Below are 22,605 nucleotides of genomic sequence, written 5' to 3'. Positions count from 1 at the left end.
TGGCTGTGAGGGGAGGGGGCCGGCGTCAGGCCGCCGTGATGTCGGGCCATACGAGGGCCACCGACCCCCAGGTGAGTCCGCCGCCGAACCCGCCGAGCACGACGCGCTGGCCGGGGAGCAGTTCGCCGTCGGCCGACGCGTCGGCCAGGGCCAGCGGGATCGAGGCCGCGACGGTGTTGCCGACCCGCTCGATGTTGGCGGGGAACCGTTCGAGCGGTACGTCGATGCGTTCGGCGACCGCCGCCAGGATGCGCGCGTTGGCCTGGTGGAGGACGACCTTGTCGATGTCCTCGACCGCCCAGCCCGCGGCATCGGCCGTCGTCGTCACGGAGGCCGCCATGTGGCGCACGGCCTCCGCGAACACCGGACGGCCCTCCATGGTGAAGTAGGAGGCCTCCGGCGCGGCCGGCCGGCCCGTGGAACGCTGCCGTGAACCGCCGGCCGCCACCTGGATGAGGTCGCTCTGGCCGCCGTCGCTGCCGAGGTGGAGCCCCTTCAGGGCGCCCGGCTCCGTCGCCGCGTCGGCGCGCAGGTACACCGCTCCGGCGCCGTCCCCGAAAATGGCCCGGGTCGTACGGTCGGCCGGGTTGAGGATGGTGGAGAAGGTGTCCGCCCCGATGACCAGGACGGAGCGGGCGAAGCCCGCCTGGACGAAACCGGCCGCCGCCCCCAGCGCGTAGACGAAGCCCGTGCACACGGCGGCGATGTCGAACGCGCCGACCCCGCCGAGCCCCAGCCGGTCGGCGACCTCGGGCGCGGTGGCCGGGCAGGGGCGGTCCGGGGTGCTGGTGGCGACCACGACGATGTCGGCCCGCTCCTCGCCCGCGGACTTCAGGGCCCTGCGCCCGGCCTCCACGGCCAGGTCACCCGTCGATCCGCCCGGGTCGATGACATGCCGTCGGCGGATCCCGGTCCGACTGCTGATCCACTCGTCCGAGGTGTCCAGTTGCCGGGCGAGGTCGTCGTTGGTGACCACCGTGGGCGGGACCCAGGCGCCCAGGCCGGCGACGACCGCGGCGCGGTCCGACCCGGTCATCCGGCGTCTCCGTCACCGCGGGAGTGGTCCGGGGTGCTGCTGTCAGCCACAGCCGTTGTCGCTGTCGTAGCCGTCACTGCGTCGTTCCTCCTGGCTGCTGTCGAGGTGCACCGATGTGCTGTGGCGCCAGGGCGTGTCCGCAAAGTCCCGCCTGCCCCGCGGCGGACACGCCCTGGTCGGAGTTGTCAGCCTGGCAACGCGGGCTCCGCTTTCCCTCACGAGCGGCCCACGCAGGGGACATGTGCCGCTCACGTCGGCCGTGAGCGGCACATGAGTGGTGCGTAAGTGCGCGCTGCCAGCCTGGAATGCGTCCGGGGGCGGCCCTGTGCCGCGGTGCAGGCCGACGTGCTCCGGACACCCCTTCACACGACCCCGCTCACGACCGCGCACGAGGAGAACTGAGTGCAGCAACGCAGGATTGGCACGAACGGCCCGGTGGTCTCCGCCATCGGTCTCGGCTGCATGGGGATGTCGGAGTTCTACGGTCCGACCGACGAGGCCCAGAGCCTGGCGACCCTCCAGGCGGCCCTGGACAGCGGGGTCACGCTGCTCGACACCGCCGACATGTACGGCAAGGGCCACAACGAGCGCCTGGTGGGCCGGGCCATCGCGGGCCGCCGCGACCAGGTGGTCCTCGCGACCAAGTTCGGCATCCGGCGCGACGACAGCGACCCGCGGCAGGGCCGGAACATCGACTCCAGCCCGGAGCACTGCCGGCGGGCCGTCGACGCCTCGCTGCAGCGCCTGGGCGTCGACCACATCGACCTCTACTACCTCCACCGCAAGAGCCCCGACATCCCCGTCGAGGAGACGGTCGGGGCCATGGCGGAGCTCGTGCGGGCCGGCAAGGTCGGGCACCTGGGGCTGTCCGAGGTGACCGCGCAGACCCTGCGCAGGGCGCACACCGTCCACCCCATCGCGGCCCTGCAGACCGAGTACTCGCTGTGGACCCGCGAGGTGGAGGCGGAAGTCCTGCCCGTGGCCCGGGAGCTGGGCACGTCGCTCGTGGCGTACTCGCCGATCGGGCGGGGTTTCCTGACCGGTGCGATCAGCCGGCCCGAGGACCTGGACCCCACGGACTTCCGGCACTCGCACCCCCGCTTCCAGCAGGAGCACCTGGCGCGCAACGTCCGGATGGTCGAGCGGCTGCGCGAACTCGCGGAGCTCTACGGGTGCAGCCCCGTACAGCTGGCCCTGGCCTGGCTGCTGGCCCAGGGCGACGACATCGTGCCCATCCCGGGCACGCGCCGGATCGGTTATCTGCGCGAGAACGTCGCCGCCGCGGAACTGCGGCTCACCGACGAGCAACTGGCCGCCGTGTCGGCCGCGGTGCCCCACGACGTCGTCTCCGGCGAGCGCTACGACCCCGCGGGCATGGCGACCGTCGGCCACTGACGCCCGTCACTCTCCGCTGACTTCACTCTTCGCTCACTTCACTCTTCACTCTCTTCACCAGGTAACGAGGACTCCATGGCAGACAAGCTCAAGCAGCTCAAGCTGGCCGCCGTCAACATCGACGGCGTCCTGCTGAACGACACCTTCAGCCCCGTCATCCACAACTTCATCGTCAGTCGTGGCGGCGAGTACACCGCCGACGTGGAGCGCAGCATCTTCTCCCAGCCGCAGCTGGTCGGCGGCCAGGGCATGGCGAACGCGGCGCGCGTTCCGTGGACCGCCCAGGAGGCGATCGACGTCTACTTCAAGGAGCGCGAGGAGTACACCCGTGACCACCCGGTCGAGCTTCTCGACGGCGCGATCGACCTGCTGCGCCGGCTGCGCGGGCTGGGGCTGAAGACGGTCAGCTACGGCGGTCTCGACAAGTCGCACTTCGACCACTTCCTGGGCGAGCACGCCGACCTCTTCGACGAGCCCGGCTACGTCTGCACCAACGACTTCCGCCCCGGCCTGCGCGAGATCACCACCGAGGTCTTCGGCCTGAAGCACGACGAGGTGCTGTTCATCGACGACGTGGCCCGGGTGGCGGAGGTCGCCAAGGCCCTCGACATCCCCTTCATCGGCCACCCCAGCTCCTTCGAGCACAGCTTCCAGCCCCAGCTGATGCGCGAGAGCGGCGCCCGGCACATCGTCGACTCGCTGCACTCCATCGACGAGGAACTGCTGCGCACCCTCGACGCCGAGGCCGCCGCGCACTCCGTCTGGCGCGACTGAGCCCACGCACCGCCCCACGTGCCGGACCGCCCTTCCCCCGGCCGGTCCGGCGCCGCCGGCGCCCCTCCCCTTCCCCGCGCGGTCCCGGCCCTTCCGGCCGCGCCCCTCACACACCAGGAGTTACGCCTTGGACCGCGCCGCTTCCCCGCAGACCGTGCTGCTGGACTTCGACGGAGTGCTGAGCCTGAACGCGTCGAGCCTGCTGCTGCTCGCCCTGCACGAAGGCATCAACCGCCACACGGAGTTGCCGATCGAGGCGACGGTCACGCAGTTCAAGGCCATCAGCACCTTTCCCCAGCGGGAGAGTCTGCGCGTGCTGTTCGCGGGCCTCGGCATCGAGCAGCACCTCAGCGCCGAGATCGACGCGCTCAGGTCGCTGACCGCCGTCCGGGGCACGCCGCTGACCCTCGGCGAGGGCGTGGAGGCGTTCTGCGCCGAGCAGCGTGCGCGGGATGTGCGGTTGCGGGTCTTCTCCACGATGGACCGCACCACCGCGCGCCGCTCGCTGCTCGACGGGCTGTTCCGGCCCGAGGACTACGTGGCGCTCGACCACGCCTCCAAGGCCGATCCGGACACCTACGCGGCGCTGCTCGCGGCCGAGGGCGAGGCGGACCCGGGGCAGTGGCTGCTGGTGGACGACTCCCCGCTCGCCCTGCGCGCGGCCAAGATCGCGGGTCTGCGCACGGTGCTGATGCGCGGCGCGGTCTTCTCGGACGACGACGTGTCGGCGTTCGGGTCCTTCATCGACGCGCAGGTGACCTCGTTCGCGGAGCTCGGCGCTCTCCTCACCGCCGAGGACGACCGGCCGGCCCCGCTGCCGGCCTCCCGGCTCTGACCACGCACCCGACCCCGTTGCCCCAGGATTGATAGGTTTCGATGTCCCAGTCACTTGCTGATTCCGAGCTGTCACCACCCAGGACCGTCCCTGCGGAGACCGCCCCCAATCCCACGCGTGTGCTGGTGGCCATCGCTCTGGCCGCCGTGATGCTGCCCATCTCCGTCACGGGGCCGGGCGTCGCCCTCGCCGAGATGTCCGGCGCCCTGCACGCCTCGGCCGCCTCCACCCAGTGGGTGCTGAACGCCTACAACGTGGCGTTCACCGCCTTCATGCTCGCGGCCGGTTCCGCGGCCGACCTCTTCGGGCGCCGCCGCCTGTTCCTGAGCGGCACGGCCGTCTTCGCGCTGGCCTCGCTCGTCGCGGGCACCGCGCCCACCATCCTGCTCGTGGACCTGGCGCGCTTCGTCCAGGGCATGGGCGCGGCCGCGGTGCTGACCAGCGGTTCCGCGCTGCTGGCCCACACGTTCAGCGGGGCCGCCCGGGCCAGGGCCTTCGGCATCTTCGGCGCCTCGATCGGGTTCGGCCTGGCGATGGGCCCGTTCGTGTCCGGTCTGCTGGTGGGCGTCGCGTCCTGGCACGCCGTGTTCCTGGTCAACGTCCTGCTCGGTGCGGTCGTGCTCGTCCTGGCCCGGCCGCTGCCCGAGTCGAAGAACCCGGGTGCGCGGCGCATCGACCTGCCCGGCGTGCTGACCTTCACCCTGGCCCTCATGCTGCTCGCCCTCGGCTTCGTCGAGGGGCCCTCGCAGGGGTGGGGCGGCATCGTCACTCTCGGCTCCTTCGCGGGTGCGGCGCTGTTCCTCGCCCTGTTCGTCGTGGTCGAACTGCGCGTCGCCGAGCCGATGTTCGACCTGAGCCTGCTGCGGCGTCCCACGTTCGTCGCCATCATCTGGCAGCCGGTCAGCATCGTCTTCGCGTTCGCGGCCCTGCTCGTCTACCTGCCGCCCTACTTCCAGGGCGCGGGCGGCGCGGGATCGACGATGTCCGGAGCGATGCTGCTGCCGCTGACGCTGCCGGTCTTCGTCCTGCCGCTGTTCACCCCCACGCTGGTGCGGCTGCTGTCCGTTCGGATGCTGCTGGCCGTCGGACCGGCGGTGCTGGCCGTCGCGCTGCTGCTGATGACGTTCACCGACCCGGTGTCGTCCCGTACCGGGCTGTACGCGGCGCTGCTGCTGGCCGGTGTCGGTATCGGTCTCGCCTTCGGCGTCATGGACAACGCGGCGGTCAGCGTGGTGCCGGCCGAGCGCAGCGGTATGGCGTCGGGCATGTTCAACACCCTCCGGGTCGCCGGCGAGACGATCGGCGTGGCGTGTGTGGGCGGGCTGCTGCTCACCTCCACGCGTCAGCAACTGCCCGCGGGCGACGGCGTGATGGCCGACGACGTGGTCCAGGGCCGGCTGGCTTCCGTACGCGCGGGTGGCGGGCAGGACCTGGTGGACCGGGCGGTCCAGGGTCTCCAGCACGGCTGGAGCGTCGTCTACGTGGTGCTGGCCTGCGTGGCCCTCGCCGGGGCGATCGCCGTCTTCACCATGGTCCGTGACCGTGACCTGGACCAGTCCTCCGCCGCTCAGGAGGGATGACCCTCCCCGCTCCCCCACGGAACGAGAAGGACCGTCCGGACCCACCCCATGGGTCCGGACGGTCCTTCTTGTGTCACCGTCCCGCGCTGCCGCCGCGTTCCAGCCTGAAGGCGGCCCGGGCGACGCTGCGCCCGCCCTGTTCGAACGTCACGGGGACCGAGACGGTCCCGGCGGCGTCGGCCGCCTGCTCCTGGCCGTCGCCGACCACCGTCAGGGGCTCGTCGAGTTCCGCGTAGGCGTTGAACGAGGCCTCCAGCCCGGTGAGCGACCACGCCGCCGCCGGGGCCCCGAAGAGCTCCTCGGCGGTCAGCAGGGCCGTCTGCCGTCCCGCCTCCATCAGCACCATGCCGGGCACGTGGTCCTGGGCGTGGTCGAACAGGCTGGGGTGCCCGCCCGCCACCAGCAGCCGTGCCCGGACCTGCCGGCCCTCGGTGACCGGGTCGAGCAGCACCACGTTCTCCGGCCGCTCCCGGCCCACGCGGCCGGGCGTCACGCGGCCCTCCGTGACCGTCCGGCGGTACGACTCGGACGTCGGCGTGCTCGCGCCGTCCCGCCGGCCGCGGAGCATCCCGTACACACCGTCGGCGACGTACTTCACCCGCATGGTCACCTCGCCCACCGGACGCCCGGACACGGCGATCGCCATGCGGTAGCGCAGACCGCGCAGCGACCCCCCGACCCACTGCGCGTCGTGCGTCGTGACCGCGATCGTCACCTCGGCCGGCCCGTGGGCGCGCTCCAGCTCGGTCAGGCCCGGCAGGTCCATCGACCACTGCTGGAGGACGAACTTGGTGCCGTCCGGCGCCCCGAAGTGCGCGTGCACCGCGTGCGTCTCGGCCTGGCGGCAGCACTCCAGCAGGAACAGCGGGTCGACCGCGGTGCGGGTCGTGTGGTCGGTGTAGTAGGCGTGGGACGGCGGCAGTTGCGCTCCGGCCACGAAGTGGTCGTCGTCGACCGCCCTGCTGTCGGTCAGGAACACCTCCGACAGCGCCCGCCGGTGCACGAGTCCCTTCGCCACGGTGTGCTCGAACGTGAGCGCACGCAGCGCGGCCCCCACACGGTCCGTCTCGGCCATCACGGTCACGCGAATCCCCTTTTTCCAGACTGTCCTTGACGACGGCCACGCTCCCAGCGACGGCTCACGCACCCCTCACGTGCCCATCACGCCTCTATGAAGAGGGCTGGCCGAGGATCCCGCGGTCGTACGCCACCGCCACCGCCGCCGCGCGGTCCTTGACGCCGAGCTTGGCGTAGAGGTGGGTGAGGTGGGTCTTCACGGTCGCCTCGCTGATGAACAGCTCGCGGGCGATCTCGCGGTTGGACGTGCCCTTGGCGACCAGGGCCAGCACCTCGCGTTCGCGCGCGGAGAGCGGTTCGTTGCCGGGCGCCCTGGGAGCGCGGACGGCTAAGACCAGACGGGAGGCCACGGCCGGGGAGAGGACCGTACGGCCCTGTGCCGCCGCCCGTACGGCGGTGAACAGCTCCTCGCGGGGGGCGTCCTTCAGCAGGTATCCGGTGGCGCCCGCCTCGATCGCGGGGAGGGTGTCGGAGTCGGTGTCGTAGGTGGTGAGGACGAGGACCTTGGCACGGGCGCCGGTGCGAGTCAGGGCGCGGATGGCGTCCACTCCCCCGCCGCCCGGCATGCGCAGGTCCATCAGGATGACGTCCGGATCGAGGCCGGCGGCGAGGGAGAGCGCCTCGACGCCGTTCGACGCCTCGCCCAGGACCCGGAAGCCCGGCGCGGACTCGAACATGCCGCGCAGGCCGTCCCGTACGACGGGGTGGTCGTCGACGATGAGCAGGGTGATCGCGGCGTCACCCGCAGCGGCGTCACCCATAGCGGCGTCACCCGTAGCGGCGTCTTCAGTCATGGCGGACCAACGGTACGCGAGCGGAGACCGCCGTACCGTGGCCCGGCTCGGACTCGACGGTGAGGGAGCCGGCGATGCGTTCGGCGCGGGCACGCATGCCGTCGAGGCCGAAGCCGCCGGAGCCGGTGCGGGCGGGGACGGTGAGGGGGTCGAAGCCGTGGCCGTCGTCACGGATGTCGAGGATCACCTCGTCGCCGAGGAAGGACAGGGTGACGCCGACGCGGCCGGCGGACGCGTGCCGGGAGGCGTTGGACAGGGCCTCCTGGACGATCCGCAGGAGCGTGGCGGCGACCTCCTCGTGGAGCTGCTCGGCGGTGCCGGTGACCGTGAACTCGGCGCGTACGCCCGTCCGTTCGCCCCACTCGGCGACCGTCTTCTTCAGCGCTTCCGGCAGTCCGGCGTCGGCCAGCGCGACGGGGGCGAGGTTGTGCACGGAGCGGCGGGCCTCGCCGAGGCTGTGCCGGGCCAGGTCCGAGGCGCGTTCGAGGTGCGTGCGGGCCACGGCCAGGTCGGGCGCGTTCGCCACGACCTGGAGCTGGGCGATGATGCCGGTCAGGCCCTGGGCGATGGTGTCGTGGATCTCGGCGGCCAGCCGCCGGCGTTCGTCGGCGACACCCGCTTCCCGTGCCTGGACGAGGAGCTGGGCGTGCAGGGCGGCGTTCTCGTCGAGGGCCCGTTGCAGGGCGGCGTTGGTGCGTTCGAGTTCGGTGATGGTGACGGCCCGCTCGCGGGAGCGCTGTTCCTCCTGCTGGGAAATGTGGCCGACCACCAGCAGCAGGCCGAAGTTCGCGACCAGCAGCCCGCCGAACAGCAGCCACTGGGTCGGGCTGCGGATCGGCATCCCGCCGGACTGCGAGCCCGCCACCACGACGACGGTGGCGAGGAGACCGAGCCACTGGCGGCGCCTGCCGGGGATCAGTTCGTCGCTGTCGAAGTAGCCGGTGGCCGCGTAGAACCCGAAGAACGGGTTCAGCCAGGTGAGGGTGAAGGCGACGGCCCAGCGCATGAAGTAGTACGCGGTCCCGCGGACGGACGGGGTCCGGCGGCCGCGGCGGGGTCCGTGCCACAGCTGGAGCAGCACCGCGGCGACGACCAGCGCCCCGGCCGCGTACCACTCGGCCGGGCTCGTCATCAACTCGTGCGCGGCGACCGAGAGGAGGGTCGAGACGGCGAGCAGTCCGTAGACGCCCCAGGTGTGGAACTGGTTCTGACGGTGCTCGATCTGCTCGTCCGCCGTGGTCATCTGCCCAGTGTGCACGGCCCCTTCGCCTACTCCCAGCGGAACCAGCGCGCCGCACCGGCCGTCAGCAGCGCGGTCCAGGCCACGAGCACCCCGAGGTGTCCCCAGCCCGGCCAGTCCCCCGCGGCGGCCTGGTTCAGGGCCTCGGCCGCCGCCCCGAACGGTGTGAGGCCGACGCACCGGGCGAGGACGTCCGGCATGGTCTGCACGGGCATCCACACGCCCGCGCAGAACATCGCCGGGAAGAACACGGCCGACCCGATGGCACCGGCGATCTTCGTGGACCGGGACAGCGCGCAGATCACCGCGCCCAGCGCGAGGGCGGCCAGCACGGCCAGCAGCAGGGCGAGGGCGTATCCGAAGGCCTGCCGCGGCAGCCGTACGGCGAAGGCGAGCCGGCCGACCGTGAGGACGAGCAGCGCCGACACCAGGGCGGCCCCGCCGTACAGCAGCATCTGCGCGGACAGCAGGGCGGCGGGCCGGACCGGGGTCGTGGACATCCGGCGCAGGATGCCGCGCTCCCGGTAGCCGGTGAGGGTCTGCGGCATCGCCTGGATGCCGCCCATGATCAGGCCGAGCAGCACGCTCACCGGGTCGTAGCCGTCGACCGGGCGCAGCCCGCCGAAGGACGGGTCGGGCTCGCGCAGGGACGGGATCGAGCCGAGGATCACCAGTAGCAGGGTCGGGAACACCAGAATCCAGAAGAGGCTGCCGGGCTCCCGGCGGAACAGGCGGATCTCGGTCTTCAGTACGGCGGTGTCGACCAGGGCCGTGCTCATGCCGCTGTCTCCTTCGTGAGGTCGAGGAACGCGTCGTCCAGGGTGGCGTCGGTGACCCGGAGCTGGTGGGCCGTGACGCGGGCGCGGGCCAGGAGGGTGATGACGGCGTTGACGGTCTCGTCGGTGCCGGACAGGGTGACGCGGCCGTCCCTCAGCTCGACCGACGCGAGCGCGGGCAGCGCGTTCAGGTCACGGTCGTCCAGCGGGGCGGACGGGGTGAAGCTGATGACGGTGGAGCCGGCCGAGCGGCGGATCAGGCCGGCCGGGGTGTCCAGGGCGGCCACCCGGCCCTTGTCGATCACGGCGATCCGGTCGCACAGCCGCTGTGCCTCCTCCATGAAGTGGGTGACGAGGAGGACGGTCACGCCGTTCGCGCGGATGTCCTCGATCAGCTCCCAGGTGTCGCGGCGGGCACGCGGGTCGAGGCCGGTGGTCAGCTCGTCCAGGACGACGGCCCGGGGGTTGCCCACCAGGGCGAGCGCGATGAACAGCCGCTGCTTCTGGCCGCCGGAGAGCTTGGCGAACCGGGTCGTCAGCTTGGCCGTGAGGCCGAGGCGTTCGGCGAGGGGCCGCCAGTCGAGCGGGTTCGGGTAGAAGGCGCTGTACAGCTCCAGCGCCTCGCGGACGGTGAGCTTCGCCTGGAGTTCGCTCTCCTGGAGCTGCGCGCCGAGGACGCGGCGGGTGGCCTCGTGCTCGGTGACGGGGTCGAGGCCGGTGACGCGGACCCGGCCGGAGTCGGGGACGCGCAGCCCCTCGACACACTCCACGGTGGTGGTCTTGCCGGCGCCGTTGGGGCCGAGGATGCCGAAGATCTCGCCCTCCTCGACGGCGAAGGAGACACCGTCGACGGCCGGGCGGCCGGCGTAGGCCTTGCGCAGGTCGGTGACTTCGATGACGGACATGCGTCGAGGGTCCCGGGGCGGGCCGGTCCGGCGCATCGGCCGTCGCGCTCGAACGGGCATCAGCCGATCGGCTGATGCCGTCGTACGACCTCTCGAACGCTCCCCAAGCTCTCGGCTTCGCTCGAGGAGGTACCCCCAGGTCGTAGGACCGACGGCCGAGCCCGGTAGGGCCAAAACTCGGTGGGCAGTGTCAGTGGCGATCCGTAGGCTCGCTGCTGATGGCCACGACACCCGCCCCCGCCCAGGACCGTTCCACCGTGCGTACGCTGCTGCGCCTGTGGCCGTACGTGCGGCCCGTGCGGGTGCGGCTGTTCACCGCCGCGATCGTCGCGATACTCGCCTCCTGCGTGGGCCTGGTGATCCCGCTCGTCCTGAAGTGGATGGTGGACGGGCCGATCGCCGACCGGGAACCGGGCGGGGTCTGGCTCGGCGCGCTGTACCTGCTGCTGCTCGGCTTCGCCGAGGCCCTTCTGTTCGGGATGCGGCGGTGGCTGGTGGCCCGGCCGCTCTCCCACGTCGAAGCGTCCATGCGGGCGGCCCTGTACCGGCACCTCCAGCGGCTGCCGGTGGCCTTCCACGACCGGTGGGCCTCGGGGCAGTTGCTGTCCCGGGGGACGACGGACCTGATGCTGCTGCGCATGTTCCTCGCCTTCCCGCTGACGTTCCTGCTGGTCAACGGCGTGACGATCCTCGTCGGCGTGGTCATCATGCTGCTCCAGGACTGGACCCTGGGGCTGGTGATCCTCGGGCCCGCCGTGCCCGTCATGGTCACCTGCGTGATCTTCGAGAAGCGGTACGCCAAGGTGGCGCGGCTCGCCCAGGACCAGGTCGGCGACCTGACGACGGTCGTCGAGGAGAGCGTGCTCGGCATCCGCATCATCAAGGGCTTCGGCCGGCACCGGAGCCAGGCCCGGGCGTTCCGGGAGCTGTCGGGGACGCTGCGCGGCACGGAGCTGCGCAAGGCGCGGCTGCTGGCGGCGATCTGGGGCGTCATCGTGACGCTTCCGGAGGTCGCGATCGGGGCGGCGCTGGTGGTCGGAGTCGTACAGGTGGCCGACGGGGGGTTGTCGGCGGGGGACGCTGGTGGCGTTCCTGTCCACGGCGCTGGCGTTGCGGTGGCCGGTGGAGTCGATCGGGTTCCTGCTCGCGATGAGCCAGGAGGCGGCGACGGCGACGGAGCGGTATTTCGAGGTGATGGACGAGGGGGTGGAGGAGCGGGCGGTTGCCGGTGACCCGGCGCCGGTGCCCGCGGCTCAAGCAGGCCTGCGCTTCCACGGCGTCACGTTCCGCTACCCCGACGCCCCGCCCCACTCCCCTCCCGTCCTGGACAAGGTCGACCTCCATGTCCGCCCCGGCGAATCCATGGCCCTGGTCGGCGCGACCGGCAGCGGCAAGACGACCCTCACCGCGCTCATCCCCCGCTTCTACGAGGTGACCTCGGGCCGCATCACCCTCGACGGCGTCGACATCACGACCCTGTCCAGGCAGGAGCTGCGCGCCAAGGTCGCGGTCGCCTTCGAGGAGCCCACGCTGTTCTCGGCGTCGGTCGGCGACAACGTTCTCATGGGCGCCGACGACACGGCCGGCCCGGCCGAGCTGGAGGGCGCCCTGGCCGTCGCCCAGGCCGACTTCGTGTACGCGCTGCCGCAGGGGACGGACACCCGGGTGGGCGAGCAGGGCCACAGCCTCTCCGGGGGGCAGCGGCAGCGCCTGGCACTGGCCAGAGCTGTCGTCGGACAGCCGGAGTTCCTCGTCCTGGACGACCCGCTGTCGGCCCTGGACGTGCACACGGAGGCCGCCGTGGAGGCCGCCCTGCGCCGGGTCCTCGCGGACACCACCGCCCTGATCGTGGCGCACCGCCCGTCCACCGTGCTGCTCGCCGACCGGGTCGCCCTGCTGTCCGGCGGCCGGATCGCCGCGGTCGGCACCCACCACGAACTGCTGCGTACGAACCCCGAGTACGCGCACTTGATGTCCGGCGAACCGTCAGGGGAACAGCCGGGCGAACCGTCAGGCGAACAGGAGGGCGCACGATGACGGCGGCGACCACCGCACCGGCCGACGGGACACCCGACGACGAGAAACCCGACGGCGGCAAGCCCGACGCCGAGAAGCCCGGCGCCCGGACCCCGGCCACCGGCGACCCCTTCGACCGGGACGTCCTGCCCACACCCCCGGGCGCCACCGCCGCCCTGCTGCGCTCCCTGCTCGCGCCCATGAAGGCCCGTGTCACGGTCACGACGCTCCTGCTGCTGCTCCAGCAGGCGGTCGTGCAGGCGGGCCCGCTGCTCGTGGCGTACGCCATCGACCGTGCCGTGCCGGCGTTCCGGGCGCAGGACCACGGTCCGCTGATCGCGGTGGCCGTCGGCTACCTGTCGTGCGCGCTGGCCGCGGGCGGGCTCCAGTTCGCGTTCGTCGCCGCCGCGGCCCGCGTCAGCCAGGACGTGCTGCTGGACCTGCGCGGCCGGATCTTCCGCCACGCGCAGGCGCTGAGCGTCGACTTCCACGAGCGCTACACCTCGGGCCGGCTCATCTCCCGCTCGACCACGGACGTGGAGTCGCTGCGCGAGCTGCTGGACGAGGGCCTCCAGGAGCTCGTGACGGTCGTCCTGTCCTTCGTCTACATCTCGGCGATGCTGCTCTGGCTCGACCTGGGCCTCGGCGGTGTGGCGGTGGCGTCCCTGGTGCCCCTCTACGCGCTCGTGCGGTGGTATCAGCGGCGGGCCGGCCGGGTGTACCGGGCACGGTCGACGGCGATCGCGGCCGTCATCGTCAAGTTCGTCGAGACCATGAACGGAATCCGCCCGGTGCGCGCGTTCCGTCGCGAGGCGGCCAACGACGCGGACTTCGGCGCGCTGAACCGGCGGCACGAGCGGACCAACGGCGACGCGCTGCTGGAGATGGCCCGGTACGTCACCGGTTCCCGGCTGGTCGCCAACACGGCGGTCGCCTCGATCGTGCTGTGGGGCGCCTACCGGGTCGCGGACGGCACGCTGGCCCTCGGCGTGCTGGCGGCGGCCGTGCTGTACCTGCGGCGGCTGTACGACCCCATCGACCGGCTCGGGATGTTCCTCAACTCCTACCAGTCGGCGGCGGCCTCGCTGGAGAAGATCGCCGGGCTGCTCGCCCAGACCCCGTCGGTCCCCGAGCCGGCCACTCCCCGGCAGCTCCCGCCGCTCGAGAGCGAACACCCCGGCCGCGAGGTGGCCTTCGACGGCGTCCGGTTCGGCTACCGCACCGGCGGCGAGGTGCTGCCCCGTTTCGACCTGACGATCCCGGCCGGGCAGACGGTCGCGGTCGTCGGTTCCACGGGCGCCGGCAAGTCGACGCTGGCCAAGCTGCTGGCCCGGTTCTACGACCCGTCCGAGGGCCGGGTGCTGCTGGACGGCGTCGACCTGCGTGACCTCGCCGTGCCCGAACTGCGGCGCGGGGTGGTCATGGTGACGCAGGAGGCGTTCCTGTTCTCCGGCACGGTCGCCGACAACATCGCGATCGGCCGGCCGGACGCCTCGCGCGAGGAGATGGAGCGGGCGGCGAAGGAGATCGGCGCGCACGACTTCATCAGCTCCCTGCCCGACGGCTACGACACCGACGTACGCAAGCGGGGCGGCCGCATCTCGGCCGGTCAGCGGCAACTGGTCGCGTTCGCCCGGGCGTTGCTGGCCGATCCCGCCGTGCTGATCCTCGACGAGGCGACCAGCTCGCTGGACGTCCCGGGCGAGCGCGCGGTGCAGCGGGCGATGGCGACGGTGCTGAAGGGCCGTACGGCCGTGGTCATCGCGCACCGGTTGTCGACCGTCGAGATCGCGGACCGTGTCCTGGTGATGGAACACGGCAAGATCGTCGAGGACGGCGAACCGGCCGGACTCGTGGCGGGCACGGGCCGGTTCGCGGATCTGCACCGGGCCTGGCGGGACAGCCTGGCGTAGGACGGCGGCGGAGGGCGGGCGGATGATCGACGCGTACGAGGACCCCGGCACACCCGACCACCGGGGCGGCGCCCGATACCTGTGGTGGCTGGTCACCCGGCAGCCCTGGCGGTGCGCGGCCGGGGCGATGTTCGGCAGCGTGTGGATGGTGCTGCTGGCGGCGACGCCGTATTTGATGTCCCGGGCGATCGACGACGGTCTGGAGCCCGGCGACATGGGCGCGCTGGCGCTCTGGAGCGGCGCGCTGTTCACGGTCGGGGCGTTCAACTCCTGGCTGAGCATCATGCGCCACCGCACCATGACCCGTGTCCGGATGGACGCCAACTTCCGCACGGTGAAGGTCGTCGTCGGCCAGGCGGTGCGGCTCGGCGCCTCTCTGCAGCGGCAGATGGGGGCCGGAGAGGTCGTCACGATCGGTGTGGGCGACGTGCAGACGATCAGCCAGTCGCTGACGGTCGTCGGACCCGGCGTCGGCGCGGTCGTGGCCTATCTGGCGGTCGCCGTCCTGCTGGTCTCGGTCTCCCCGCTCATCGCCCTGGTCGTCCTGCTCGGGATCCCGGTGATCGTCCTGCTCGTCGGGCCGCTGCTCGGGCGGCTGCAGGGTTCCGAGACGGAGTACCGCGAGCGGCAGGGCGTGCTCACCGCACGGATCGGTGACCTGGCGGGCGGTCTGCGGGTCCTCGCCGGGCTGGGCGGCAAGACACTGGTCGCGGACGCCTTCCGCCGCGACTCGCAGCGGCTGCGCGAGCAGGGGTACCGGGTCGGCGCGGTGACCAGCTGGGTCCAGGCCCTCGGCATCGGCCTGCCCACCCTGTTCCTCGCCGTGGTGACCTGGCTGGCGGCCCGCCTGGCCGCCCAGGGGGACATCACCGTGGGCCAGTTGGTGTCGGTCTACGGCTATGTCGCGGTGCTGGTGGGCCCGGTGTCCTTCTGGGTCGACTGCGGCTACCAGCTCAGCCGCGGCCTGGTGTGCGCACGCCGCGTCGTCCGGTTCCTGCGCCTGGAACCGATCCCGGACACCGGCACGCAGGACGCCCCGTCCGAACCGTCGGCCCTGCACGACCCCGAGTCCGGCGTCCGCGTCCTGCCCGGCCGCCTGACGGCCCTGGTGGCGGAACACCCCGCTGACGCCACAACGGTCCTGGACCGCCTCGCCCGCTACACCCCCTCGAACGCGACCTGGGGCGGCAAGCGCCTCGACGAGATCGCCCTGGACCAGATCCGCCGACGCATCCTGCTGGCCGACCACGAGGCGGACCTGTTCGCAGGAACCCTCCAGGACATGATCGGACCGGCTCTCAGGGGCGCGGGAAACTGCGCGACATGCCACACACCACCCGCACCCGCCCACGGCGAACAAGCCGCACTTCAGGCGGCGCTCCACGCAGCCGCAGCAGAAGACATCGTCCAAGCCCTCCCCGACGGCCTGAACACCCAGATGGCCGTCCAGGCCCGCAACCTCTCCGGCGGCCAACGCCAGCGCCTCCGCCTGACCAGAGCCCTCCTCGCCGCCCCGGAGATCCTCCTCACCGTCGAGCCCACCTCCGCCCTCGACGCCCACACCGAGGCCACCGTCGCCGACCGCCTCAGAGCGGCCCGGCGAGGCCGCACCACGGTCGTGACCACCACCTCCCCCCTCGTCCTGGACCGCACGGACACCGTCCACTACCTGGTCGACGGCAAGGTCGCCGCCTCCGGCAGCCACCACGAACTGCTCGACACCACCCCCGGCTACCGCGCCCTCGTGGCCAGGGACACCGAGGAGGCGGTGCGATGAGCCGCGCACACCTGCCCGTCGCCGAACGGGCGGACGTCCGGCGCGCGTTGGTGGACCTCGTACGGGCCGACACCCGGGCCTTCACCACCGTCCTCGGCCTCAACGCCCTCGCCGCCGTGGCCGGTCTGGCAGGACCCTGGCTGCTGGGCCGGATGATCGACGACGTCCGCGCCGGACACGGGGTCGCCGCCGTCGACCGGCTGGCCCTCGTCCTCCTGGCCTGCGCCCTCGCCCAGTTGTTCCTCGCCCGCTGGGCCCGCTACGTGGGCCACCGCTTCGGCGAACGCACCCTCGCACGCGTACGCGAGCGGTTCGTCGACCGCGCCCTCGCCCTGCCCGCCTCGGTCGTGGAACGCGCCGGCACCGGCGATCTGACGGCCCGCGGCACCTCGGACGTCACGACCGTGGGCAACACCCTGCGGGACGCCGGCCCGGTCCTGCTCGTCAACCTCGTGCAGTGCCTGTTCCTGGTCGGCGCGGTGTTCCTGCTGGACCCGCTGCTCGGTGTGCTCGGCGTGCTCGGGCTGACGCCGATCTGGCTGGCGTTGCGCTGGTATCTGCGCCGGGCCCGGGACGGGTATCTCGCCGAGGGCGCGGCCACCTCGGACGTCGCGGAGATCCTCGCGGCGACCGCGGCCGGAGCGCGCACGGTGGAGGCGTTCCGGCTCGGGAAGCAGCGCACCGCGGCGAGCCGGGAGGCCCTGGAGACGTCCCGCCGTACGCGTTTCCACACGCTGTTCCTGCGCTCGGTGTTCTTCCCGGCGGTGGAGGTGTCGTACGTCCTGCCGGTGGCCGGGGTGCTGGTGATCGGCGGGGCGCTGCACACCTCGGGCGCGATGAGTCTCGGGGCGGTGGTGGCGGCGGCCCTGTATCTGCACCAGTTGAGCAATCCGCTGGACGAGATCCTGGTCCGGGTCGAGCAACTGCAGAGCAGCGGGGCCTCGTTCGCCAGGGTGGAGGGACTGGCCCGGGCGCCGCGGACCGCCGGGGAGGGCGACAGTCCCGATCCGGACGGCGACCGTATCGACGTCACCGGCGTGCGCTACGCCTACGACGGGGGCGTCGAGGTCCTGCGCGGCGTCGATCTGACGGTGACGCCCGGGGAGCGGCTGGCCATGGTCGGGCCGTCGGGCGCCGGCAAGACCACGCTGAGCCGGCTGATGGCGGGCATCGACGCGCCGACCGCCGGCTCGGTGACGGTCGGCGGAGTGCCCGTCGTTGGGCTCGGACCGGAGCGGCTGCGCCGCCAGGTCGTCCTGGTCACCCAGGAGCACCATGTGTTCCTCGGCACGGTCCGCGACAATCTGTGGATCGCCGAACCGTCCGCCGGGGACGAGGAGTTGTGGACGGCGCTGTCGGTGGTCGGCGCCGACGTGTGGGTGCGGGAGCTGCCCGACGGCCTGGACACCCTCCTGGGCCAGGGCGGTTGCCGGACCGACGGCTCGCAGGCCCAGCAACTCGCCCTGGCCCGCGTGGTGCTGGCGGACCCGCACACGCTGATCCTCGACGAGGCGACCGCGCTGCTCGACCCGACGACGGCCCGGCACACCGAGCGCGCTCTGGCCGCCGTGCTCGAAGGGCGCACGGTCATCGCCGTCGCGCACCGGCTGCACACCGCGCACGACGCCGACCGGGTGGCCGTGATGGAGGACGGCCGGCTGACCGAACTCGGCACGCACGACGAGCTGGTGGCGGCGGGCGGGGCCTACGCGGCGCTGTGGCACTCCTGGCACGGGGACCTGCCCGACACCCGGAAACCGTCCGTATAGCGAACATGAATTTCCGGTCAACGAACCGTTTCCGGCCATACCTTTGACGCGCTCCTGACAGAAAGCGCACTCGCCTGCCACGCTTCCCACGACTGCTCCACAGCAACCCCACAGCAACACCTCCACCTCCCCAGGCCGGGCGACCCCCGGCCCCGCAGAAGGAGTCAGTGTTGAGAAGCAGTTCCTCGCGAAGAAGCACCTCCCACAGACGCACGTCCCACGCTCCCCGCCGCACCGCGGCCGTGGCCCTCGCCGGCGTCGCCGCGCTGATCGCCGCCGCCGTGCAGAGCGGCACCGCCACCGCGGCCCCCACGACGGCACCGTCGGCCGCGGCCAAGGCGAACCCCGGCTCGGAGTCGGTCAGGCTCACCCCCGCCCAGCGCGCCGCGCTGATCCGCGAGGCCGACGCCGGCACGGCGCGGGCCGCGAAGGACCTGGGCCTCGGCGCCAAGGAGAAGCTGGTCGTCCGCGACGTCCTCAAGGACCGCGACGGCACCGTGCACACGCGCTACGAGCGCACCTACGACGGCCTGCCGGTCCTCGGCGGCGACCTGGTCGTCGAGAGCACGAAGACGGACGCCACCGCGTCCGTCGTGAAGGCCACCCGCGCCGCCATCAAGCCGGCCACGACGAAGGCCTCGGTGCCCGCCGCGCGGGCCCGGCAGCAGGCCCTGGCCGCGAGCAAGGCCGAGAAGGCCAAGAGCCCGGACGTCAACCGCGAGCCCCGCAAGGTGATCTGGGCCGGGAACGGCAAGCCGGTCGTGGCCTACGAGACGGTCGTCGGCGGTTTCCAGCACGACGGCACCCCGCAGGAACTGCACGTCGTCACCGACGCCACCACCGGCGCGAAGTTGTACGCGTGGGAGGCGATCGAGACCGGCACCGGCAACACCGTGTACTCCGGCACGGTCGACCTCACCACCACCCAGTCCGGGTCGGCGTACAACCTCACCGACGGCGCCCGCGGCGGCCACAAGACGTACAACCTCAACCGCGGCACCTCCGGCACCGGCACGCTCTTCTCCGGCCCCGACGACGTCTGGGGCAACGGCAGCCCGTCCAACGCGGAGTCGGCCGCCGCCGACGCCCACTACGGGGCGGCACTGACCTGGGACTACTACAAGAACGTGCACGGCCGCAGCGGCATCCGCGGCGACGGCACGGGCGCGTACTCGCGGGTCCACTACGGCAACAACTACGTCAACGCGTTCTGGTCGGACAGCTGCTTCTGCATGACGTACGGCGACGGCTCGGGCAACGCGAACCCGCTGACGTCGATCGACGTGGCCGCGCACGAGATGACCCACGGGCTCACCTCGGCCACGGCCGGCCTCAACTACAGCGGCGAGTCCGGCGGCCTGAACGAGGCGACCAGCGACATCTTCGGCTCGACCGTCGAGTTCTACGCGAAGAACTCCTCCGACGTCGGTGACTACCTCATCGGCGAGGAGATCGACATCAACGGCGACGGCACGCCGCTGCGCTACATGGACAAGCCCAGCAAGGACGGCGCGTCCAAGGACGCCTGGTACTCGGGCATCGGCTCGATCGACGTGCACTACTCCTCGGGCCCCGCGAACCACTTCTTCTACCTGCTGAGCGAGGGCAGCGGCACCAAGACCATCAACGGTGTCACCTACGACTCGCCCACCTCGGACGGCCTTCCGGTCACCGGCATCGGCCGGGACAAGGCGGAGAAGATCTGGTTCCGCGCGCTGACCACCAAGTTCACCTCGACCACCAACTACGCGGGCGCCCGCACCGGCACCCTCGCGGCCACCGGTGAGCTCTACGGCACCGACAGCGCCGAGTACAAAGCGGTCCAGGACGCGTGGGCGGGCATCAACGTCGGCACGCGCTCCGGCGGCGGAGGCGGCGGCGGTACGTCCTTCGAGAACACCGCCGACGTGGCGATCCCGGACCGGGGCGCGGCGGTCACGTCGTCCATCACCGTCTCCGGGCGGACCGGCAACGCGCCCTCCAACCTCCAGGTCGCCGTGGACATCGTCCACACCTACATCGGTGACCTCCAGGTGCAGCTGGTCGCCCCCGACGGCACGGCGTACACGCTGAAGGGCTACGGCACCGGCGGCAGCGCGGACAACATCGACACGACGTACACGGTGAACGCCTCCTCCGAGGCCGCCAACGGCATCTGGCAGCTGCGGGTCCAGGACAACGCGGCCCTCGACACCGGATACATCAACAGCTGGAAGCTCACCTTCCCGTAGGCCCGTTCGCGGCCTGCCCAGGGCAGGGCGCCGCCCCGGCGGGTTCGACTCCCCCGGGACGGCGCCCGCTTCCCGTGTCCGGGCGTACGGCTCGTCGTCGATTTCCGGCCAACATCACGCAGGCCTCTGACATGTACGCGCCCGAGGTGCCACTCTTCCCCCACCCGCCGCACAGCACCACAGCACTTCCCCCACATCGAGGAGCTTGTGTGTCTACCTCTGTCTACGCGCGTCACAAGCGCACCACGCTCGCCATCGCCACCGCCGTCGCGGCCGGCGCCCTGCTCACCACCGGTCTGACCTCCGGCAGCAGCGCCGCCGCCGACGCCTCCTCCGGCAAGCCGGCCCTCGCCGCCGCCCCCGTCCTGCTGACCGCGCCCGCCCGCGCCGCCCTCATCAAGGAGCAGCAGGCGGACGCCGCGCGGACCGCCGACGAGATAGGCCTCGGCGAACAGGAGAAGCTGGTCGTCAGAGACGTCGTGAAGGACGCCGACGGCACGGTCCACACCCGCTACGAGCGCACCTACGCGGGCCTGCCGGTCCTCGGCGGCGACCTCGTGGTGCACGCGTCGAAGTCCGGCGCTGCCAAGGGCATCACCAGAGCGACGAAGGCGAAGCTCAAGGTCGGCTCGCTCAAGCCGGTGGTCACCGCCGCCAAGGCCGAGAAGCAGGCCGTGACGCTCGCCAAGGCGGCCGGCTCGGAGAAGACCGAGGCGAACTCCACGCCCCGCAAGGTGATCTGGGCGGCCGACGGCAAGCCCACCCTCGCCTACGAGACGGTCGTCGGCGGCCTCCAGGAGGACGGCACCCCGAACGAGCTGCACGTCGTCACCGACGCCGCCACCGGCAAGAAGCTCTACGAGTACCAGGGCATCGAGACCGGCACGGGCAACACCACGTACAGCGGCAAGGTCACCCTCAGCACCACCAAGTCCGGGTCCTCGTACAACCTCACGGACGGCACGCGCGGCGGGCACAAGACGTACAACCTCAACCGCGGCACCTCCGGCACCGGCACGCTCTTCTCCGGCTCGGACGACGTCTGGGGCGACGGCAACCCGTCCAACCTGGAGACCGCAGCCGCCGACGCCCACTACGGCGCCCAGATCACCTGGGACTTCTACAAGAGCACCTTCGGCCGCAGCGGCATCCGCAACGACGGCAAGGCGGCCTACTCGCGCGTCCACTACGGCAACAGCTACGTCAACGCCTTCTGGTCGGACAGCTGCTTCTGCATGACCTACGGCGACGGCTCGGGCAACACCCACCCGCTGACCTCGCTCGACGTGGCCGCCCACGAGATGAGCCACGGCCTGACGTCGGCCACGGCCGGCCTCAACTACAGCGGCGAGTCCGGCGGCCTGAACGAGGCCACGAGCGACATCTTCGGCGCCGGCGCCGAGTTCTTCGCCGCCAACTCCTCGGACGTCGGTGACTACCTCATCGGCGAGGAGATCGACATCAACGGCGACGGCTCCCCGCTGCGCTACATGGACAAGCCCAGCAAGGACGGCGCGTCCAAGGACAGCTGGTCCTCCAGCCTCGGCAGCGTGGACGTCCACTACTCCTCCGGCCCCGCCAACCACTTCTTCTACCTGCTGTCCGAGGGCAGCGGCTCGAAGACCATCAACGGCGTGACCTACAACTCGCCGACGTCCAACGGCTCCACGGTCACCGGCATCGGCCGGACCAAGGCGCTGCAGATCTGGTACAAGGCGCTGACGACGTACATGACGTCGACGACCAAGTACGCGCAGGCCCGCACGGCGACCCTGAACGCGGCCTCGGCGCTGTACGGCGCGTCCAGCACCGAGTACAAGGCGGTCGCGGCCGCCTGGTCCGCCGTCAACGTCGGCTGACCGAGGCACGACTCTCGGGCGGTACCCGGGCCGAAGGACGGCGCGGGTACCGCCCTACTCTTGGTGACCGTGTCTTATCCGGATCCGAAGGACTTCACCTACGCCGATGTCGGCGCCACCCGCGACGAGGGCTTCTGCCCGCCGGGCTTCCATCCCATGAACGTGCGCACGCGCCTCGGCGAGGGCGAGGAGGTCTTCCGCCGGGCCTCGGAGGCGGTGCTCACCTGGGAGATGCACCGGGCCCTGGGCGTCGGCATCGACGCCGGCGCGGACCGGGCCGCCCCCGGCGTGGACGTCACCGTCACCCTCGCCGGCATGATCAAGGCCCCCTGCCGTGTGGTGTGGACGGTCGAGGAACCCCGCCGCGCCGGCTGGGCCTACGGCACGTTGCCCGGCCACCCCGAGTGCGGCGAGGAGTCCTTCGTGGTCGACCGCACGGGAGACGGCACGGTCTGGCTGACCGTGAACGCCTTCAGCCGCGGCGCGAAGTGGTACGCGAGGGCGGGCGGCCCGGCGACCAGGGGCTTCCAGCACGCGTACGCGCGGCGGTGCGGCAATGTCCTGCGGAACCTGGCAACGCAGGGTGGTGCAGAAACCTAGGGGCGCGGGGCTGTATCGATGTGCGGCT

General features: G+C 72.0%; 16 protein-coding genes and 1 pseudogene. 11 read left to right on the top strand and 6 right to left on the bottom strand.

Annotated features, from left to right (window positions below; genetic code table 11):
* Positions 1-25: 25 nt before the first annotated feature.
* A complete protein-coding gene (locus tag QF034_RS28420) occupies positions 26-1,036 on the bottom strand; it encodes a beta-ketoacyl-ACP synthase III (protein ID WP_307177583.1) in 1,011 nt (336 codons plus the stop codon).
* A 402-nt stretch (positions 1,037-1,438) separates the two neighbouring features.
* Here QF034_RS28420 and QF034_RS28415 point away from each other — a divergent pair, with 402 nt between their 5' ends.
* The 4 genes from QF034_RS28415 to QF034_RS28400 all read left to right on the top strand — a co-directional run bounded on the left by QF034_RS28415 (position 1,439) and on the right by QF034_RS28400 (position 5,620).
* The gene (locus tag QF034_RS28415) at positions 1,439-2,431 is read left to right on the top strand and encodes an aldo/keto reductase (RefSeq protein WP_307177582.1); all 993 of its coding nucleotides are present in this window, start codon (positions 1,439-1,441) and stop codon (positions 2,429-2,431) included.
* Positions 2,432-2,506: 75 nt separating this feature from the next.
* Positions 2,507-3,205, top strand: a complete 699-nt coding sequence (locus tag QF034_RS28410; RefSeq protein WP_307177581.1) for an HAD family phosphatase — start codon at positions 2,507-2,509, stop codon at positions 3,203-3,205.
* 127 nt (positions 3,206-3,332) lie between these two features.
* Positions 3,333-4,040 (top strand): HAD family hydrolase, encoded by a 708-nt coding sequence (locus QF034_RS28405; RefSeq protein ID WP_086561640.1) that lies wholly within the window; start codon positions 3,333-3,335, stop codon positions 4,038-4,040.
* 125 nt (positions 4,041-4,165) lie between these two features.
* On the top strand, positions 4,166-5,620 hold the full coding sequence (locus tag QF034_RS28400) for an MFS transporter (protein WP_307177580.1): 1,455 nt from the start codon (positions 4,166-4,168) through the stop codon (positions 5,618-5,620).
* 73 nt (positions 5,621-5,693) lie between these two features.
* Here QF034_RS28400 and QF034_RS28395 read toward each other — a convergent pair whose 3' ends face one another.
* The 5 genes from QF034_RS28395 to QF034_RS28375 form a co-directional block, all read right to left on the bottom strand.
* Entirely contained in the window at positions 5,694-6,695 is a 1,002-nt protein-coding gene (locus QF034_RS28395) for a ScbA/BarX family gamma-butyrolactone biosynthesis protein (RefSeq protein WP_307179997.1), read from the bottom strand.
* Between the two features lie 94 nt (positions 6,696-6,789).
* Positions 6,790-7,458 (bottom strand): response regulator, encoded by a 669-nt coding sequence (locus QF034_RS28390; protein WP_307177579.1) that lies wholly within the window; start codon positions 7,456-7,458, stop codon positions 6,790-6,792.
* Between the two features lie 25 nt (positions 7,459-7,483).
* Positions 7,484-8,734: a sensor histidine kinase gene (locus QF034_RS28385; protein ID WP_307177578.1), complete on the bottom strand. Its 1,251-nt coding sequence runs from the start codon at positions 8,732-8,734 to the stop codon at positions 7,484-7,486.
* A gap of 26 nt (positions 8,735-8,760) precedes the next feature.
* Positions 8,761-9,510, bottom strand: coding sequence for an ABC transporter permease (locus QF034_RS28380; protein WP_307177577.1), 750 nt, complete (start codon positions 9,508-9,510; stop codon positions 8,761-8,763).
* The gene (locus tag QF034_RS28375; protein WP_307177576.1) at positions 9,507-10,412 is read right to left on the bottom strand and encodes an ABC transporter ATP-binding protein; all 906 of its coding nucleotides are present in this window, start codon (positions 10,410-10,412) and stop codon (positions 9,507-9,509) included. The genes QF034_RS28380 and QF034_RS28375 overlap by 4 nt, the downstream gene beginning before the upstream one ends.
* Before the next feature lie 218 nt (positions 10,413-10,630).
* Here QF034_RS28375 and QF034_RS28370 point away from each other — a divergent pair.
* From QF034_RS28370 to QF034_RS28340, 7 genes and pseudogenes are all read left to right on the top strand, one after another.
* Positions 10,631-12,449 (top strand): annotated as a pseudogene (locus QF034_RS28370) (ABC transporter ATP-binding protein).
* A complete protein-coding gene (locus QF034_RS28365; protein WP_307177575.1) occupies positions 12,446-14,341 on the top strand; it encodes an ABC transporter ATP-binding protein in 1,896 nt (631 codons plus the stop codon). Before QF034_RS28370 ends, QF034_RS28365 begins: the two are co-directional and overlap by 4 nt.
* Positions 14,342-14,363: 22 nt before the next feature.
* Positions 14,364-16,118: an ABC transporter transmembrane domain-containing protein gene (locus QF034_RS28360; RefSeq protein WP_307177574.1), complete on the top strand. Its 1,755-nt coding sequence runs from the start codon at positions 14,364-14,366 to the stop codon at positions 16,116-16,118.
* Complete coding sequence (locus QF034_RS28355; protein WP_307177573.1) at positions 16,115-17,887, top strand: ABC transporter ATP-binding protein; 1,773 nt, start codon at positions 16,115-16,117, stop codon at positions 17,885-17,887. The genes QF034_RS28360 and QF034_RS28355 overlap by 4 nt, the downstream gene beginning before the upstream one ends.
* Before the next feature lie 170 nt (positions 17,888-18,057).
* Positions 18,058-20,118, top strand: a complete 2,061-nt coding sequence (locus QF034_RS28350; protein WP_307177572.1) for a M4 family metallopeptidase — start codon at positions 18,058-18,060, stop codon at positions 20,116-20,118.
* Between the two features lie 209 nt (positions 20,119-20,327).
* A complete protein-coding gene (locus QF034_RS28345) occupies positions 20,328-21,977 on the top strand; it encodes a M4 family metallopeptidase (protein ID WP_307177571.1) in 1,650 nt (549 codons plus the stop codon).
* Between the two features lie 63 nt (positions 21,978-22,040).
* A complete protein-coding gene (locus QF034_RS28340) occupies positions 22,041-22,577 on the top strand; it encodes a DUF1990 domain-containing protein (protein WP_307179996.1) in 537 nt (178 codons plus the stop codon).
* Positions 22,578-22,605: the final 28 nt, after the last annotated feature.

Origin of the sequence: Streptomyces africanus, from assembly GCF_030816955.1 — a bacterium.
Classification (GTDB): Bacteria; Actinomycetota; Actinomycetes; order Streptomycetales; family Streptomycetaceae; genus Streptomyces; species Streptomyces africanus.
Note: the sequence above shows the minus strand (reverse complement) of the source record. Positions and strands in the feature narration are given on the sequence as shown.

What these genes read in the sequence shown, in the direction of transcription:
- QF034_RS28380 (WP_307177577.1), bottom strand. Translation starts at nt 9,510, where the DNA reads ATGAGCACGGCCCTGGTCGACACCGCCGTACTGAAGACCGAGATCCGC.
- QF034_RS28410 (WP_307177581.1), top strand. Translation starts at nt 2,507, where the DNA reads ATGGCAGACAAGCTCAAGCAGCTCAAGCTGGCCGCCGTCAACATCGAC.
- QF034_RS28420 (WP_307177583.1), bottom strand. Translation starts at nt 1,036, where the DNA reads ATGACCGGGTCGGACCGCGCCGCGGTCGTCGCCGGCCTGGGCGCCTGG.
- QF034_RS28375 (WP_307177576.1), bottom strand. Translation starts at nt 10,412, where the DNA reads ATGTCCGTCATCGAAGTCACCGACCTGCGCAAGGCCTACGCCGGCCGC.
- QF034_RS28385 (WP_307177578.1), bottom strand. Translation starts at nt 8,734, where the DNA reads ATGACCACGGCGGACGAGCAGATCGAGCACCGTCAGAACCAGTTCCAC.
- QF034_RS28355 (WP_307177573.1), top strand. Translation starts at nt 16,115, where the DNA reads ATGAGCCGCGCACACCTGCCCGTCGCCGAACGGGCGGACGTCCGGCGC.
- QF034_RS28390 (WP_307177579.1), bottom strand. Translation starts at nt 7,458, where the DNA reads ATGGGTGACGCCGCTGCGGGTGACGCCGCGATCACCCTGCTCATCGTC.
- QF034_RS28395 (WP_307179997.1), bottom strand. Translation starts at nt 6,695, where the DNA reads ATGGCCGAGACGGACCGTGTGGGGGCCGCGCTGCGTGCGCTCACGTTC.
- QF034_RS28360 (WP_307177574.1), top strand. Translation starts at nt 14,364, where the DNA reads ATGATCGACGCGTACGAGGACCCCGGCACACCCGACCACCGGGGCGGC.
- QF034_RS28365 (WP_307177575.1), top strand. Translation starts at nt 12,446, where the DNA reads ATGACGGCGGCGACCACCGCACCGGCCGACGGGACACCCGACGACGAG.